At 68.9% G+C, this 16,165-nt stretch carries 17 protein-coding genes and 1 tRNA gene; 3 read left to right on the top strand and 15 right to left on the bottom strand.

What is annotated here, in order from left to right; all coding sequences use genetic code 11:
• Positions 1-2 precede the first annotated feature (2 nt).
• A complete protein-coding gene (locus QRN19_RS02285; RefSeq protein ID WP_064294309.1) occupies positions 3-353 on the bottom strand; it encodes a DUF6804 family protein in 351 nt (116 codons plus the stop codon).
• A gap of 71 nt (positions 354-424) precedes the next feature.
• Between QRN19_RS02285 and QRN19_RS02280 the strand changes: the two genes are divergently transcribed.
• Positions 425-742 carry a DUF7882 family protein gene (locus QRN19_RS02280; RefSeq protein WP_285024983.1) on the top strand — a complete coding sequence of 106 codons (318 nt, stop codon included), beginning with the start codon at positions 425-427 and terminating at the stop codon, positions 740-742.
• 13 nt (positions 743-755) lie between these two features.
• Here the strand turns inward: QRN19_RS02280 and QRN19_RS02275 are convergent, their stop codons facing one another.
• The 7 genes from QRN19_RS02275 to QRN19_RS02245 form a co-directional block, all read right to left on the bottom strand.
• Positions 756-1,247 (bottom strand): SRPBCC family protein, encoded by a 492-nt coding sequence (locus QRN19_RS02275; RefSeq protein WP_285024982.1) that lies wholly within the window; start codon positions 1,245-1,247, stop codon positions 756-758.
• A 17-nt stretch (positions 1,248-1,264) separates the two neighbouring features.
• Complete coding sequence (locus QRN19_RS02270) at positions 1,265-1,528, bottom strand: DUF1653 domain-containing protein (RefSeq protein WP_285024981.1); 264 nt, start codon at positions 1,526-1,528, stop codon at positions 1,265-1,267.
• Positions 1,529-1,537: 9 nt separating this feature from the next.
• The gene (locus tag QRN19_RS02265; RefSeq protein ID WP_285024980.1) at positions 1,538-1,906 is read right to left on the bottom strand and encodes a nucleoside triphosphate pyrophosphohydrolase family protein; all 369 of its coding nucleotides are present in this window, start codon (positions 1,904-1,906) and stop codon (positions 1,538-1,540) included.
• 9 nt (positions 1,907-1,915) lie between these two features.
• A complete protein-coding gene (locus QRN19_RS02260) occupies positions 1,916-2,527 on the bottom strand; it encodes a GNAT family N-acetyltransferase (protein WP_285024979.1) in 612 nt (203 codons plus the stop codon).
• Between the two features lie 28 nt (positions 2,528-2,555).
• Entirely contained in the window at positions 2,556-2,933 is a 378-nt protein-coding gene (locus tag QRN19_RS02255; protein WP_285024978.1) for a hypothetical protein, read from the bottom strand.
• A gap of 158 nt (positions 2,934-3,091) precedes the next feature.
• On the bottom strand, positions 3,092-3,721 hold the full coding sequence (locus tag QRN19_RS02250) for a maleylpyruvate isomerase family mycothiol-dependent enzyme (RefSeq protein WP_285024977.1): 630 nt from the start codon (positions 3,719-3,721) through the stop codon (positions 3,092-3,094).
• 56 nt (positions 3,722-3,777) lie between these two features.
• Complete coding sequence (locus QRN19_RS02245; RefSeq protein ID WP_285024975.1) at positions 3,778-4,743, bottom strand: nuclear transport factor 2 family protein; 966 nt, start codon at positions 4,741-4,743, stop codon at positions 3,778-3,780.
• 179 nt (positions 4,744-4,922) lie between these two features.
• Between QRN19_RS02245 and QRN19_RS02240 the strand changes: the two genes are divergently transcribed.
• Positions 4,923-5,165, top strand: a complete 243-nt coding sequence (locus QRN19_RS02240; protein WP_285024973.1) for a hypothetical protein — start codon at positions 4,923-4,925, stop codon at positions 5,163-5,165.
• A 117-nt stretch (positions 5,166-5,282) separates the two neighbouring features.
• Here the strand turns inward: QRN19_RS02240 and QRN19_RS02235 are convergent, their stop codons facing one another.
• Together QRN19_RS02235 and QRN19_RS02230 are read right to left on the bottom strand one after the other, a co-directional pair.
• Positions 5,283-5,555, bottom strand: a complete 273-nt coding sequence (locus QRN19_RS02235) for a hypothetical protein (RefSeq protein WP_285024972.1) — start codon at positions 5,553-5,555, stop codon at positions 5,283-5,285.
• Positions 5,556-5,656: 101 nt separating this feature from the next.
• Positions 5,657-5,746, bottom strand: a tRNA-Ser gene (locus tag QRN19_RS02230).
• Positions 5,747-5,855: 109 nt separating this feature from the next.
• On the opposite strand from QRN19_RS02230, the gene radA reads away from it, so the two are divergent.
• On the top strand, positions 5,856-7,232 hold the full coding sequence (gene radA, locus QRN19_RS02225) for a DNA repair protein RadA (RefSeq protein WP_285024971.1): 1,377 nt from the start codon (positions 5,856-5,858) through the stop codon (positions 7,230-7,232).
• A 16-nt stretch (positions 7,233-7,248) separates the two neighbouring features.
• On the opposite strand, the gene QRN19_RS02220 is transcribed toward radA, so the two are convergent.
• From QRN19_RS02220 to QRN19_RS02200, 5 genes are all read right to left on the bottom strand, one after another.
• On the bottom strand, positions 7,249-7,656 hold the full coding sequence (locus QRN19_RS02220; protein WP_086474535.1) for an SseB family protein: 408 nt from the start codon (positions 7,654-7,656) through the stop codon (positions 7,249-7,251).
• 167 nt (positions 7,657-7,823) lie between these two features.
• Positions 7,824-8,489, bottom strand: coding sequence for a hypothetical protein (locus tag QRN19_RS02215; RefSeq protein WP_285024968.1), 666 nt, complete (start codon positions 8,487-8,489; stop codon positions 7,824-7,826).
• A gap of 110 nt (positions 8,490-8,599) precedes the next feature.
• Complete coding sequence (locus QRN19_RS02210) at positions 8,600-13,516, bottom strand: ExeM/NucH family extracellular endonuclease (protein ID WP_285024965.1); 4,917 nt, start codon at positions 13,514-13,516, stop codon at positions 8,600-8,602.
• Between the two features lie 260 nt (positions 13,517-13,776).
• Complete coding sequence (locus QRN19_RS02205) at positions 13,777-14,295, bottom strand: amino-acid N-acetyltransferase (RefSeq protein ID WP_071259661.1); 519 nt, start codon at positions 14,293-14,295, stop codon at positions 13,777-13,779.
• 240 nt (positions 14,296-14,535) lie between these two features.
• Positions 14,536-15,912: a glucose-6-phosphate dehydrogenase gene (locus QRN19_RS02200; protein WP_285024964.1), complete on the bottom strand. Its 1,377-nt coding sequence runs from the start codon at positions 15,910-15,912 to the stop codon at positions 14,536-14,538.
• Positions 15,913-16,165 lie beyond the last annotated feature (253 nt).

Genomic DNA, 16,165 nt, shown 5'->3' with positions numbered 1-16,165 from the left:
GGTCAGGCGGGCGGGGCGGCGTGCTTGTTCTCGAGCAGGACACCGACGGCGACGAGCACGACGGCACCGAGGAACTGCGCGATGATCCAGGGGATGCCACCGAACGGGAGCGGGAGGACCGGGTTCCACACGATCGCGACGAGCAGCGTCGGGATCATCCAGAGCGGCTGCTTGGCCTGCCAGGCGAACACGGCCATGATGAGCGCGAGGATGCTCACCACGAACAACACGATCGTGAAGGCGTCGAGTTCGAGCAGCGCGAGGCCGAGCATGAGCGCGACCGCGCCCATGATGCCCGGGATGAGCGCCGGGCGGAGGGCGAAGGGTGCGGGTGCGGGGGTCGGACTCGGCATCCCATGAGTTTACGTGGAGCGGCGGGGCGTCGCCGAGCGGTGCGGCGGGGCCGATGCGGCACAATCACTGCATGGGCGTTCTCATCTACGGTGCCGGGAGTCACTACGACTTCGACGACCGCGTGCTCGCCCACCTCAGGGCGGCGATCGGGAGCAAGCTGCGTCGTCGGGAGTCCTTCTTCGTCGAGTGGACGAAGGGGGCCGTCGAGGGCGGCGGGCGGGCCAGTCTCTGGATCACAAGCGATGTCCCGCTGCAGTTCCGGTTCGCGCAGCCCGAGCCTCCGGTCAACCAGGCGTGGGTGCGCGCCCTGCTCGAGTCCTCCTACACGCCGGGCGGCATGATCCTGACGCCCGAACCCGGCGCATCGGCCGCCACGGAGACGGCGTGACCGGAGGGCTAGCTCAGCGCTGCTCCACCAGCGCGGCGAGTTGCTCCGTGACGATCCCCCAGCCGGCGTGGAAGCCGAGTTCGAGGTGTTCGTCGCGCTGGGCGACCCCGCTGTGGAGCGCGGTCGCGCGGTAGCGGGTGCCGTCGGGGTGGTCGGCGAGGTCGATCACGGCGGTGATGAACGGCTGCTCGGCGGGCCGCCATCCTGCGGTCAGCGCCGTCGTCCAGACGAGTCGCTGCTCCGGAACGACCTCCAGCACGCATCCGGTGATCTGCGGCACGAAGTCGACGCCGTCCTCGCTGAACTCGGTGCGGAACGCCCCGCCGGGGCGCAGCTCGATCTCGACCACCCGGCACACCGCTGGCGCCGGCACCCACCATTGCCCGAGCGTCGCGGGATCGATCCACGCCGCCCAAACGGCCGATCGCGGCGCGTGGATGATGCGTTCGACCAACAGGTCGCGCTCGTCGGCCGGGTCGGGCTGTGTGTAATGGGTGTCGGTCATGCGGTGCTCCTCCGTGGTCAGTCAGCGTCCTTCTCGACGCGGGCGAAGCGCGGTCCCTCGTAGCCGTCGCGTGAGACGGTCTCGACGAACATCGCGAGCGGTCGCACCCACGACGTCGGCGGGGTCGTGGTCGTCCGGTAGAAGACGTACGGCTCCTCCGTCTCGCTGTGGCGTCCGACGCCGATGACCTCGTACCGCGCACCCTTGAAGTGCCGGTAGGTGCCGGGCTCGACGCCGAAGGACTCGCCGTCATCGGTGCTGGCCGTGCTGTCGTCGCTCATGTCGCGAGTCTAGCCAGCGGGCTTCGCGGAGTCAGTGCCCGCTTCGTCGGCGCGGAGCTCGGACACGTGCTGCACCAGATCCTGCATCTGATGGGGGAACGCCTCGCCGATGTCGATCCCGAACCGGTCGGCGAGCACGAGACAGGACCAGATGGCGTCACACAGTTCGTGCTCGAGCTGTTCGAGTCCGATGCCGTCGATGCGACGCGTCCCATCGAGCGTCATCACGATCTTGGCGAGGTCGCCGACGTCGCCGACGAATCCGAGGGCGACCTCCTGGTTCGTCCACGGACGTCCGATCCGCGTCGTGCTGAGATCGTCGTAGGCGGCGGCGACCTCCATGGCGTGGGCGTTCAGCGTTGCGAAGTCCTGAGTCATCCCCAGAGCCTAACCAGCACCCTCGACGCGAGCCTCGATCGACGTTCCGTCGGAGAGATCCCGAACATACTGGCGGCACACGTACACCCGAGCGAAGCGTTCCCTGAGCTCCTGCTCGCGCTCGATGCCTGCATGGACGAACGCGCGGACCGGACCGCTGAACCCGGGCGGAGTCGTGAATCCCTCGGCATCATCCCCGTCTTCCAGGTGTACATGCAGGTACTGGAACGTTTCGGAGAAGCCGTTGCGCCGATACCAGCCGTTCGCGGCCGGGTCCTCCCGGGTCCACGCGTCGATACTCGAGACACCCCCATCGGCCAGCCGCCCCACAGCTGCTTCGAGGAGAGCTGTGCCGATCCCCGCGCCCTGGTGACTGGGATGCGTCGCGATCGAGTGAATCGTCGCGGCCTCAGCGTCGATGCTGACGTCCAGCAAGCCGATCACGCGCCCCTCCCCATCCACCGCGACCAGCCCGAACGACGGTGCAGACACATCCGGGCGGCGAGGCCACACGTCGTCGTAGTACTGGGTCGTCAGAAAAGCGAGCGCCCGGCATCGCACCCACGAGGATTCGTCAGACGCCTCGTAGGGGCGGATTGCGACTGCGGGCGAAGTGGACATCGTGACGGCAGAGGGCTGTGCCCGCTGCTCAGGCCGAGCGGAAGTAGTCGGATGCGGCCTTCGTGTAGAGGAGGATGAGGCCGATGACCGCGAGCAGCAGGCTGATGATCTGCGTCGCGACGTTGCCGGTGGTGACCATCGCGTAGACGGCGCTTGCGATCGACAGCACGAGGACGATCGTCGTGAGCACCCTCGCCACGCTGCTCCCCCGCAGGAGGCCGACGCCGACGATGATGGTGATGATCCCGAGGATCAGCGACACGAGGCCGACGACGTTCATCCCCTGAAGGTTGCCGTTCGGCGTGTTCGCACCGATCATCAGGAGCGCGCCGCCGAGGGCACTCAAGAAGCCCTGGATCCAGACGATCACCGCGACGATGGTCACTCCCCCTGGTCGTTTCGCCATCCTGCACACCTCTCGTTCGTCGTTCGACGATCCCGGATCGGGACCGTCCCCGACCCTAGCGGTGTGCCGCCGGGGTCGCCAGGGGTGGTGCGGGGGCCTGAGGATCGGTAGCGATCCTGCGCGACCGCTCGGGATGGATGACTCGGTCGCCCGTCGCGTCATGCGGAGCGCGATCGCAGGCGCTCGACACCGGCGCCGTCGAGTTCCGAGCAGAACACGCTGCGACCGGTCATCGCCATGATGAGTGCGAGGGTGCGGCCACGCACGATCTCCCCGTCGCCGACGACGGCGGCGGTGTCGACCGCCTCCAGCCGAAGCCCATGCACCCGACTCTTCGCGACGACGACTTGGTCGGAGCCGGCGTAGTAGCGCAGTAGCGCCGTCAGGGTCTCGGGCGGGTGGTCGCGGACGAGACCGAGCGGTCGGCGGATGTCTTGACCGTGGACCACGATCTCTCCCAGCAATGCCAGACGCGGCAGCGGGGGTGAGGTGCGACTCCCGATCGTCTCCCGGAAGCGACGCAGTGTCTCGTCGGACGTGTCGCCCAGCTGTTCCCGCAGGCGGTCGTCCGCCTGACGATCGAAGTCGAAGCGGGCGCGAACGACCCCGGCGAACCAGCGAGGTCCGGATACCGCGCCGCTGACGGTGAGATGCGCCAGCACCTCGCGCACGGACAGGCCGGCGCACAGGGAGGGCGTCGACCATTGGAACTCGTCGAGCCCCGCGAGATCCTCCGCCAGGGCCGCGCGTTCTTCGTCGATGCTCTGCCAGATGGTGTTCCGATCCACGCTGCCATCTTTCCGCAACCATCGTCCACGCGCGATCGTGGGCCGAGTGGATCCACTCACCCGGCGGTCGGCACGACGTCCCAGTGCTCGCGGATGAGCTTGTCGTCGACGCGGAAGATGTCCGCCGCCAGAATCGGGTCGTCAGCCTTCGCGCCGACGCTCTGGGAGAAGGTCCAGACGAGGTCGCCGTCGCTCAGCGAGATGACCGACTCCTGCGGCGGGAAGGTGGAGGACCCGGAGAAGAAGGACTTGAGCGCCGCCGTTCCGTTCGGTGCGACCGGGTTGTGCTGGAGGTAGGCGGGGTCGAAGGCCTTGTCGAGGATCGACACGTCCTGGTCGCGGAACAGCGTGTTGTACGCGCTCACTGCGAACGTGCGGTTCTGCTCCTCCTGCTTCTCCGACGGCGCGACCGCGGGCTTCGCCGGGTTGTAGAGGTCGCTGAACATCGTGTTGGTGTTCCCACTCGCGGGCGTCCCGGGCGCGATCGGCTGATCGAACGCCCAGCGCTCCACGACGGCGCCGTCCCGCACCCGGAACAGGTCGACAGCGGCCTCGCCCGTCCGTTCGTCGGCCGGGTCGGAGGCGACCTGGTAGTGCACGGCGACGAGGTCGCCGTCGGCCGCGGTGTGCTTCACGACCGCCTGCGCCCCGGGGACCCGCGTCCGGTCGGCGGTGAACTCGGCGAGCACACCGCTCGGCCCGCTCTTCTGGCCCGAGCCGTGCGCGACGGCGTCGGCCGCGACCAGTTTGTCGGTCGTGACCACCGCTTTCGAGGAGGCGGGGTCGGGGAAGGCGTCCGTGTAGAGCTTGAGCACGGCGGCGAGGTTCTTCTGCTCGGTCTTCGAGTCGCTGCGGTCGCCCGTCGAGCCGCCGTCGGCGCTTCCCTTCCGCGCCGATGAGACCGAGGCCGACGGATCGGGCACGGCTGCCGAGGTGGCCTGGCACCCAGCAAGGAGCGAGACGCCGGCGAGGACGGCGGCGGTGCGGACGAGGGGGACGACGAGGGCACGCGATCTGATCATGGAATCACTGTGCGACGGTGTTCTGAAGCTCAGGTGAGGTGTCCCTGGGCTTCGCTGGGAATCGGTGTTTTTCAGTTCGGACGGCGGTTGACGCCTTCCGTCTTCGGTCGTCGCAGCTCGCTTCTGCTCGGCCTGTTCTCTACCCTGGGTGCAACGACCGTGACATCCGGGGGTGCATCGTGGGCCTGATCCAAGACGTGGGTGGTGGCCTGCTGCTGGCGCTCGGACTCCTGCTCGCCGGGCTGGTGATCTTCCTCGTATTCGCGCTGGGCACCCAGTACGTGCGGATGCGCCGTCGACAGCCGCGGGGCAAGCTGGCGCGCGCCGACGCTGAGCTCCGCGCGCAGTTGGTCGAAGACGGCTTCTCCGAGCACGAGGTCGCAGACGCGATCCAGGCGTCCCGGCCCCGTGATGATGCCTGATCGATTCGACGAGAGGCTCCTGAATGAATGAAAGCGCACCGTTCCACAACGGCGACGGGCGCGCGATGACTGCGTGGAACGTCACTCGTGTTCGAGCGGCCATCACTCAGCTCGTGGTCAGCGGGTAGCCCGGCGCCCTGGCCCCGAGTAGGGCCCAGCCTCGATCCGGTGCCGGGAGTGTCGACGTAGCCGTTCCACGATCTCATCGCGTCGGCCATGCATCCATGGCGCGGTGACGGCGTCCCACTCCTCTGGGAACGGGATGTAGAGCACGGGCGGATCCACGCCCCACCCGGCGTCGAAGACGAAGCCCTCGGCCCCCTCCCAGTAGACGACCTCTTCCTTCCAGCGAGGCTCGACCTCGAACTCCGCGTCTTTCCCCGTCTGCACGCTTCGATGCTATGCCGCCCGTGCCCGCCGACGACCGCGTCCGGGAACGAAAGAAACCCCCTCCGTCCCGGTGTTGCTCAGGGATGGAGGGGGCTTCTTCGTGGCGGTACCGGTGGGATTTGAACCCACGGTGCTCTTTCAAGCACACAACTTTTCGAGAGTTGCACCTTCGGCCGCTCGGACACGGTACCGGGGTCGAGTGTAATAGAAGACGAGCGCCGACGCGAATTGAGCGGTGCCGGTCATCCACAGGCGGCGCGGAGGGCCGGCGGTGTCGGCGGCCGCGCTTAGGCTGGCCGCATGGCCAAGGCACCCTCCCCCGCATTCCGCTGCACCGAATGCGGCTGGACCACCGCCAAATGGGCCGGCCGATGCGGCGAATGCCAGCAGTGGGGCACGGTCGTCGAAGCCTCGGCTCCCACCGGGGTCCTCGGCAAGCTGACGCCGATCCGCGCCACCGATGAGCGCGCTGCACGCCCCATCACCCAGGCTCGCGCCGACGAGGCACCACGCTGGTCGAGCGGCATCGCGGAATTCGACCGAGTGCTCGGCGGCGGTATCGTCCCCGGCGCCGCGATCCTCCTCTCCGGCGAGCCGGGCGTCGGCAAGTCGACCCTGCTGCTCGAGGTCGCGTCCCGAGCCGCGAAGACCGGCGCCCGCGTCCTCTACGTCAGCGCGGAGGAGTCGGTCGGCCAGGTCCGCCTCCGCGCCGAACGCACCGGCGCGCTTCACGACGACCTCTACCTCGCCTCCGAGACCGACCTCGCCACCATCCTCGGCCACATCGACCAGGTGCAGCCCAAGCTCCTCATCGTCGACTCCGTCCAGACCGTCTCCTCCTCGCAGTCCGACGGCCTCGCCGGACAACCCGGCCAGGTCCGCGAGGTCTCCGCCGTGCTCACCCGCATCGCCAAGGAACGCGACCTCCCGATCCTGCTCGTCGGCCACGTCACGAAAGACGGCTCGATCGCCGGCCCCCGGCTCCTCGAGCACCTCGTCGACGTCGTCTGCCAGTTCGAAGGCGACCGCCACACCGCGCTCCGCTTCCTCCGCGCGCAGAAAAACCGCTTCGGCGCCACCGACGAGGTCGGCTGCTTCGAGATGGCCGGCGACGGCATCGCCGAGGTCCCCGACCCGAGCGCGCTCTTCCTCAGCCAGAACGAGCCCGTGGCCGGCACCTGCGTCACCATCGTCATGGAGGGCCGCCGCGCGCTCCCCGTCGAAGTCCAGGCGCTCATCAACAAGACGCAGGCGCCGAACCCCCGCCGGGTCACCAACGGCGTCGACCCGTCACGCGTCGCGATGATCCTCGCGGTGCTGCACGGCCGCTACTCCTACGACCTCACCGACCATGACGTCTACATCTCGACCGTCGGCGGCGTGAAGATCACCGAACCGGCAGCCGACCTCGCGATCGCCCTCGCGCTCGTCTCCGTCATCCGCGACCTCGCCCTCCCCCGCGACCTCGCGGCCTACGGCGAGATCAGTCTCAGCGGCGAAGTGCGCCCGGTGAGCGTCGCGAAGCAGCGTGGCTCCGAGGGCAACCGACTCGGTTACAAGCTGCTGCTCAACTCCGACGTCAGCAACGACCTCAAGTCGGTGCTGGGCATCGCGAAGACCGCAGCCGAAGCGGCACAGCCCGCCCGACGCGAACGCGAGCTCGACGCGGCGTTCTGAGCGAGATGCCTGGGAACTACTCGGCCGCCGGCGCCTCGAGCTCGAGCACCCGCAGCAGCTCCTCCGGCGACGCCTGCAGCGAGTGCGGGCCGGCCACGTCGAAGAGCACCGTCTCGATGTCGTCGCCGTAGGTGCGGAGGAAGCTGGCGAGCCAGGCACCGTCGTGCAGGCCGACGTAGGGCGGCAGGGCGGCCGGCTTGTTCTTCGCATCGGAGAAGAGGAGCAGCGCGAGCCTCGCAGTCTCGGGCTGACGGAACATCCAGACCTCGCCGGTCTCGGTCGGCTTGTCGGGGTTACCCGGCTTCATGAGCGGGACGACGAACCGACCGTTCCGCAGGGCGAGGGCCACGGCCACCATGTCGCCGGCGGCGAGGGCCGCGGCCAAAGGCTCGGAACGGAATTCGGGTCGCTTCTGCTTCGCCATGCGTCCATTGTCGCAGGCCGGTCCGGGGCCGCGGGTCGAGCACTTCGACAGGCTCAGTGACCGGGGGCGGCTCAGTGACCTGGGGGCGGCTCAGCGACCGAGGGCGGGACGACCCAGTGACCGGGGGGGCGGCTCAGTGACCGGGGCAGCTCAGCGAGCAGGTTCCGTCAGTTGAGCAGGAACTGCGCGCTGTCGGCGGAGGCGAAGCCGCCGATCGACGTGTTCAGGTGGTACGAGGCGCCACCGGCGGGCACCGGATCGCGCGGCTGGTCGCAGGTGTCGGGCGCCGACCGCGTGCGGTCCCAGGTGATCGGCGGGTTCGACGAGACCGTCTTCCCCGGCTCGAGGAGCACCTGCTGGTCACTCGGTGCCGTCTGGCAGTCGGTCGACGTCCAGTACGGCTCCTCACCGCTCGAAACCGTGAACACCTGCTGACTCGTACCGGCGTTCATCGTGCACGCGGCCGACCCGGTGTTCGTCACGCTCAGCGAGAGCTGCGGGAGTTCGTCCGCCGCGAAGCTCGTCCCGTTCACGACGGCCTCGACACGGATCTGATCGGCGGTGCACGCGGCCGCCGAACCGGGGTCGGTGGTCGCGGCCTCATCGATCGCTGCGGTCGTCGACGCTTCCGGCGCGGCCGTCGGCGCGGGGGTCGCGGTGGGCGTCGGGGTCGGCGTCGCGGCCGTGTTCTCGGTGCCCGGACCCGACGCGAGACGGACGATGAGCACGATGACCAGGACGATGACGGCGAGCAGGACGCCGAACACGATCAACCTGCGTCGCCAGTAGACGGCGGGCCGCTCCGGTCCGCGGGGATTCGTGAGGCTCGACATGCTCACAGATTAAGTGCAGAGGCGCGGAAACGCCCGATGCCCCGCCGTCGGTGCGGACCGTGGTCCGACCGATGACCGGGCATCGGGATGGTGCTGGGTGGTGCGAGCGCCTAGAGCTGCTGCGCCGAGCGACGACGGGCGATCACGAGAGCGAGACCAGCGACGAGGAGCAGTGCGGCGAGCGCCGCGTTCCCCCACGGCTCGGCACCGGTCTTACTCAGGCTGCCGTCCTGGCTGCCGCCGGCCGTACCCGAACCGGTCCCACCGCCCGCACCGGGCTGGGTGCCCGGGTCGGTGCCGGGGTCGACCGCTGCGGCTTGCACGACGATGTCCTGCCAGCCGATGACGTTGCCGTCGGCGTCCTGGACGACGAGGCGGTGGGCACCGACCGGCGCGTCCTCAGGAACCGTGACCTGCACGTTGCCGTCCGCGTCGACCTGCACGAGGCCGTCACTGACGAGGATCGGGTCGGAGTGCAGCCAGACGCTGACCCAGGTGCCGGCGTACTCCTTGCCGACGTGGATCGTGGCGAGCTTGCCGATGATGAAGTCGGTGATCGCCTTGATGAGGTCCTTGAGCGCCTGGATGAGCGCGGACTCCGGTGCGGGCGTCGGCGGCGTGACCACCGGCGGCGTCGCGACCGTGAGTGGCACCGTCAGCGTCGTCCCCGACTCGAGTGCCGTGAGGCGCACCGTCGCCGCGCCGTCAGCGGTACCTGCCGGGACAGTGAAGGACACCGTCGCAGCCCCCGCGGTGACCGGGACCGTTCCGATCGGCGAGCCGTTGAGCTCGATTGCCAGCGAGGTGTTCACCGGGCTGCCGGTCGAGGTAAGGTCGAGCTTCGCGACGTCGAACGAGACCGTCCTCCCGGCGGCGACCGCTGCGGTCGGCGCGTTCGTGACCTGCACGCTCTGGCGGGCGAAGTCCGGGGACACCGGGCTGTTCGCCGTCAGGTAGGCGATCCACGCGTCGCGGTCGACGAGACCGGAGTCGCGCGTGTCCGTGCCGTTCGCGAACTCACGGAAGTTGTCGCCACCCTGCAGCAGGAAGCTGAAGGAGCCGATCCGGTAGCTCTTGCTCGGATCGATCGGCGCGCCGTTCACCGTGATGCTCGTGATGCGCTGCCCCTGGGCCTTCGTGGGGTCGAACGTGTACTGCACGTTCGACGACAGGCCGAGCTGCAGGTACGGACGGGACGGGACGTTCCCGGCCGCGTCGAGCTGCCACTGCTGCTCGAGCACGGTCTTGAACTGTGCACCCGTGAGCGAGGTCGTCCACAGGTTGTTGAGGAACGGCAGCACCGCGTTCGCCTCGGCGTACGTGATGTCGCCCGCGAGGATCTCCTCACGCATGCCACCCGGGTTGACGATGCCGATGTCGGCTCCGCCCCGGTCGGCACTCGAGAGCGAGGCGCGGAGCGAGTCGGCGACGAGCGCACCGAGCGTCGATTCGGCGCCGCGGTCGTCCTTCACCCCGTTGTTGAACGCACGGGTGATGTCCGCCTTCGCCTCACCGATCTTCTGGTTGCCGATCTCCGCAGCGACCGCGAGGGCCTTGTCGGTGATCGTCTTGACCGTCGCGACCGCCGGGAACTGCTTGACCAGGTCGGCCTCGGCCACCGTGGTGCGTGCGACGTTCTTCGCGGTGTAGGCGGTGACGTCACCCGACGCGCGGTCGACGGTCAGCGTGATCTGACCGATGAACTCGCCGTAGCTGCCGGTCTGGAGCACCGGGCGGGTCTTGCCGGTCACGCCGGGGATCGGAGCGTCCCACGCGTACTGCTTGTGCGTGTGGCCGGTGAAGATGGCGTCGACATCCGCGCTCGTCGTGGTGACGATCTCGGTGAAGGCGCTCTCCTGGGCGAGCTCCTGCTCGAGGGTCGCGCCGTCCGGCGTGCCGGCTCCGGCACCCTCGTGGTACTCCGCGACGATGACGTCCGCCTCACCGTTGGACTCGTCGCCGTCGGAGAGCTGCGCCGCGACGCGGTTCACGGCCTCGACCGGGTCCCCGAAGTCGAGGTCGGCGATGCCGGCGGGCGACACGAGCGTCGGCGTCTCTTGCGTGATGGCGCCGACGACGGCGACCTTCACCCCGTCGATGTCGAGGATCGTGTACTCCTTGAGCGCCGGGTTCTTCGTGCCCTTCTGATAGACGTTGGCCCCGAGGTACGGCCAGGCGGCGTTCTTCCCGTTGGCCATGACGCGGTCGACGAGGTCGCCGTAGCCCTGGTCGAACTCGTGGTTGCCCACCGCGGAGGCCTTGAGGCCGAGCGCGTTGAGCACGTCGATCGTCGGCTGGTCCTGCTGCGACGACGAGGCGAAGAGCGAGGCACCGATGTTGTCACCAGCGGAGATGAACGCCGTCTGGTCGGGCGCGAACATCGCCTTGAGCTGCTCGATCGTGCCCGCGAACTTCGTCGTGTTGGCGTCGATCCGACCGTGGAAATCGTTGATATTGAGCAGGTTGACGGTCGCGGACTCGCTCGCGTCGGCACTGATGCCGACGATCACGGGGTCGTGGTCGCTCGAGCGGAACATGTCCGGCACGTTGAAGTCGGTCACGTTCGCGTTGTAGCGGGAGTATTCGAGGGCGATCGACTCAACGGAGTTGATGTTCCACACGTCGGCACCGGTGACGCTCTGGTCGGCTTCCGGCGACGCGAAGATGTGGTCGAGGGACCCGACCGCTCCGTCGTACGCGTAGGTGTACTCGCCGGTCTTGGCCTCCTGGCTGATGTAGCCGGCATCACGGAGCACGTCCAGCGGGTCCTCGGCGTCGTAGGAGTTGAAGTCACCGACGAGGAAGACCTTCTTCGTGCCGACGTCCTTCGAGACCGTGTCCGCGAAGGTCACGAGGGCCTTGGCCTGACGCGTGCGGTCGCCGGTGAAGGCGCCCTGACCGGTGTTGGCGTTGTCACCGGTGGCTGCCGCCGAGGTGCTCTTCGACTTGAAGTGGTTCGCGATCACGAGGAACGTCGCGGCGTCGTCCGCACCCTTGGGCTTGAACGCCTGGGCATCGGGCTCGCGGGCGTTGTCGAAGGCGGGCGAGTCGAGCAGGATGCGCGATTCGCCGACGGTCTCGACGGTGGCGGACTTGTAGATGAAGGCCGTGCGGATGACGTCCTCGTCCGTGGGAACCTTCGCGGGCGATGGGACGAACGTCCAGGTGCCCTCGCCGGCATCGGCGTTGAGCGCCGCCGTCAGCGTCGTGAGGGCGTCGTCGCGATCGAGCCCGATCGAGGCGGAGTTCTGGATCTCCTCGAGCGAGACGACGTCGGCGTCCAGGGCGTTGATCGCGGAGACGATCTTCGCCTGCTGACGGGCGAGGCTCTCGGCCGTCGCAGCACCTCGGACACCGCAACCGGCGGCGTCGGAGTTGTTCACCGTGGTCTTGCCGCCCTGACGGTCGGTGTAGAAGGTGCACCCGATGCGGGAGTCGCCGGTGGTGGCGAAGTAGTTGAGGACGTTGAACGTCGCGAGGGACACGTCGCCACCGACACCGCGAGGCGAGGTGGAGCGCGTGTTCTCGAACGTCGCCGGCTGCACGGTCGCTGTGTTGGCACCGGTCAGCTGCTGCGTGGGCTGGAACTTCCAGTTGCTGTTGCGGAAGTCGAAGACGACCGGAGCGGTGAAGTCGACGGCGGCACCGACCCGGACTGGCGCGGTGGTCGAGAGGTACGGCAGCGGGGTGCCGGTGTTCTCCGCCTTCGAGAAGTCGACGGTCGCACCGTCGTCGAGGACGACCTTCTCCGCCGGGACCCGGGCCGCAGCTGCGAGCGCCTCAGCGGAACCGGGCTTGCCGAGGACCGTCGGCGTGACGAACGGCGTCGTCGATGCAGCAAGGGCGATCTCGCCGTAGCGGTTCGTGCTGTAGTTGTCGGTGACCGTGTAGTCGCCGGCGGGGTCGAGCAGCATGCCCTCGAGGCGTTCGCGCTCCTCGTCGGTCGCCGGGAAGGCGACACTCGCGGCGGTCGGTGCGGTGACGCCGGTGGCGTCGAGCGCCGTGACGGCGGCCGCGTCCGTGACCTTCAGCTGCGTCAGGCCGTAGTACTCGTCCACGACGCCGGTGACCTGCAGGTACTGGCCGACGGCGACGGAGCCGACGGTGGCCGGCGAGTAGACGAAGATCCCGTCGGACGCGAGGTGCGTTGCGGGGTCGATCGTCCCGCCGGTGCCCGCGGTCTGCAGGTAGTAGCCGTTGAAGCCGCCGGTCGGGAAGCTCGCGGTGACGAAGCCCGAGGTGGTGACTGTCTGGCCGACCATCGTGCTCGCGGCGCCGGTGCCCTGGATGTCGGCGATCGTCGCCGTACCGGGCTCGACCGGGGTGGTCGGGTCGGTGGGTTCGGGAGTCGGCTCCGGCGTGGGCTCGGGGTCGACCGGGGTGTCGCCGGCGCTGTTCTGCGGCGTGACCGTGTCGCTGATCGTGAAGTCGGCCGCGTTGCTGTCGGTGTCGGCGAAATTCGTCCGGTTGATCGACTGCGGAACGCTGTTGCTCGCGGGCCCCGGGGTCACAGCTGTCTCGAAGGTGTTCGACGTGCCGTAGCCGATCAGGTCCACCACCGAGGGGTCAGCGGCGGTCGAGCCGACCGGCAGCGTGACCGCCGAGGTGGAGGCGACCAGTGCGATGGTGCCGGTCGACCCCGAGGGGTTGAGCGTGCCCGACACATCGGGGGTGGGCAGAGCCGCACCGTTTCCGCCGGGGTTTCCGGCAGCGCCGACGAGGTAGTACCCGCCTGCGGCAATCGAGCCGGTCAGTGGGGTCACACCAGACGCCGGGCCCGTCCCAGTCGCGTTGCGGTACTGGATCGACCAGCCGCTGACATCGACGGCCGCATCGCTCGGGTTGTAGAGCTCGACGAACTTGTTCAGGTAGGGCGCGTTGGCGCTCCCGCCCGAGAGGTAGGCCTCGTTGATGACGACGCCGAGGCCGTCGGTCGAGGCGACGGCTGGTGTCGCCACGAGGGGTGCGGCGACGAGCCCGGCAAGGGCGGCGAAGGCGGACAGCCTCCACGGGTGTTTGAACGACATGTGGCTCCGAATCGAGGGCCGTCCTCGTTCGGAGCGCGCGACAACGCACCCCCCATTCGAGGCACAGACGATGGGTAGTGCCTCACAAGCTAACCGACATGCGTGACGGAAGACCACCGCGAATGTGAACGGCACGTAAATCCGGGCGTGCTCATCCGAGCACGGGATTCGCGCTGAAATCGAAGGAAAGGCCTGATCAGAAAAGTGTTGTGAACGGTCTCATCGGTCGCTCCGACGAGCGCCAACCTTCAAGCTGTGGTTCAGAGCAGCTTGAGCATGCGGGTGTTACCGAGCGTATTCGGCTTGACCCGTGCGAGGTCGAGGAACTCCGCGACACCTTCGTCCGACGAGCGCACGAGCTGTGCGTAGACCTCAGGCGGGACGATCTCCTCGCCGATCTCCTGATAGCCGTGCCTCGTGAAGAAGCCGGTTTCGAAGGTCAGGCAGAACAGGCGACGCAGGCCGAGCTCGATCGCGTCGTGCTCGAGGCGCTCGACGAGCGCGTGGCCGACCCCGGTGCCGAGGTGGTCTGCGGAGACGGCGAGCGTGCGGACCTCACCGAGGTCCTCCCAGATGACGTGTAGCGCGCCGCATCCGATGAGTTCGCCGTCGGGTGTCTCGGCGACGCGGAACTCCTGGACCGCTTCGTAGAACACGACGTCGTCCTTGCCGAGGAGGATGCGCTGCTGCACCAGGGGCTCGACGAGCGCCTGGATGCGGCGGACGTCGCTCGTGCGGGCGCGACGGACGATGTACCCCTGCTGAGCCTGCTCGACCATCCCGCCTCCTCCTGTCAGAACCTCCGAGAAGTCTACTGACGCCAGCGCGGTGCTCCCGACCGAGCGCGGGCTGTCAGGCGTCAGCGCGGTGCGCTCGCGCGAGCGCTGCCCAAGCGGCGCCAGCGCGACCCACCCGTGTGAGTGCGGGCCTCCAGAGGGGCGCGCTCGGTCCGGTGGGGCGCGCTCACGTCAGCGCACCGCGCTGGCGCCGGACACCGAAGCCGCGGCGCCGGGGACGGATCAGTGCCAGGACCTCGGGCCCGCGGTGCCGGCCGGGTAGGTGTCGATCGACACCTCGTCCTTGCGCCACGCCTTGAGGACCGGTGCGACGATCCGCCAGCACTGCTCGGCGACGTCACCGCGCACCGACAGGGTCGGGTCACCCTCGAGGATGCTCGACAGGACTTCGCCATAGGCACTGAGCTGCCCGGCCTGGAGTTCGGCGTGGAGGGCGACCGGGTCCAGCTCGAAGGGGTCGTCCTCGCCGTTGATCATCAGATCGAGGTCGAGGGACGCGGGCTTCAGGCCGATGCGGAGCCGCGCCGGGGTCTTCATGCCGTGCAGGCCGGACGGAAGGTGCGGCACCGGCTTGAAGGTGAAGACGATCTCCTGACGGGTGTCCGCCAGAGCTTTCCCGGACCGCAGCACGAACGGGACACCGGCCCAACGCCAGTTGTCGATCGCGAGGGTCATCTCGGCGAGCGTCTCGGTGTGGTGCGACGGGTCCACGCCCTGCTCGTCGACGTAGGCGGGCAGCTTGCGGTCGCCGATCGTCCCGGCGCCGTAGCGTGCACGCCGACTCTCCGTGCCGTTCGCCTTCCACGGTCGGGTCGCCCGCAGCACCTGGGCCATACCGCCGCGCAGATCCTCGGCGTCGACGCTCGCCGGTGGCTCCATGGCCGCGAACGCGAGGACGAGGAGCAGGTGACTCTGGATCATGTCGATCAGGGCGCCCGCGCGGTCGTAGTACCCGGCGCGACCCTCGAGCGCCAGCTGCTCGTCGAAGACGATGTCCACGCGTTCGACGTTGTCGGCCGAGAGCAGCGGTTCGAAGATGCGGTTCGCGAAGCGCAGGCCCAGCAGGTTGAGGACCGTCGACTTGCCGAGGAAGTGGTCGACGCGGAACACCTGCTCCTCAGGCACCAGGTGCTGGAGCAGGCGGTTGAGCGAGCGGGCGGTGGCGTAGTCGGTGCCGAACGGCTTCTCGAGGGCGAGCATGATGCCCTTGGGGAGCTCCAGCTTCCGCAGCGCCTTGCAGGCAAGCAGGGTGATGGCGGGCGGCAGGGCGAAGTAGAGCGCGACGTTCGGTCCGGCGGCCACGAGGACGCGTTCGAGCGACGCCGGGTCGGAGACGTCGGCCTGCACGTAGGTGGTCTCGGCGACGATCGTCTCGGCGAGCTTCGACGGGGCGTCCGCGAAGGCGGTACCGACGCGCTTCCGCCAGGCCTCATCGCTCGACTCGGAGCGGTCGACCCCGATGAGGCGCACCGACTCTCCACGCGGAGAGGCAAGGAGCGACGCGAGTCCCGGTAGCAGGAGTCGGGCCGTGAGATCGCCCCCGGCACCGAGGATCACGAGGGTTCGAGGAGCGGACGATTCCGAGGTGGCGGCGGTCATGCGGCGATCCTACGCGGTGCGCCGACGAAGTCGCGCGGCCTTGCGCCCTCCCGAGGTCCCCCCCCCCCCCCCCCAGCGCGGTGCGCCGACGCGAGCGCGAAGTTGTGGGCGTCAGCGCGGTGCGCCGACGCGAGTGGCGCAGAATCGGCCTCACCGCGGGTCAGGGACGTGGGCGCACCCCTCCGGAGACCCGCGCTCACGCGCTGGACCCGCGCTCACGTCAGCGCACCGCGCTGGCGACCGACCACGGCCG

This window comes from Plantibacter sp. ME-Dv--P-122b, assembly GCF_030209375.1.
In the GTDB taxonomy this organism is placed as follows: domain Bacteria; phylum Actinomycetota; class Actinomycetes; order Actinomycetales; family Microbacteriaceae; genus Plantibacter.
Note: the sequence above shows the minus strand (reverse complement) of the source record. Positions and strands in the feature narration are given on the sequence as shown.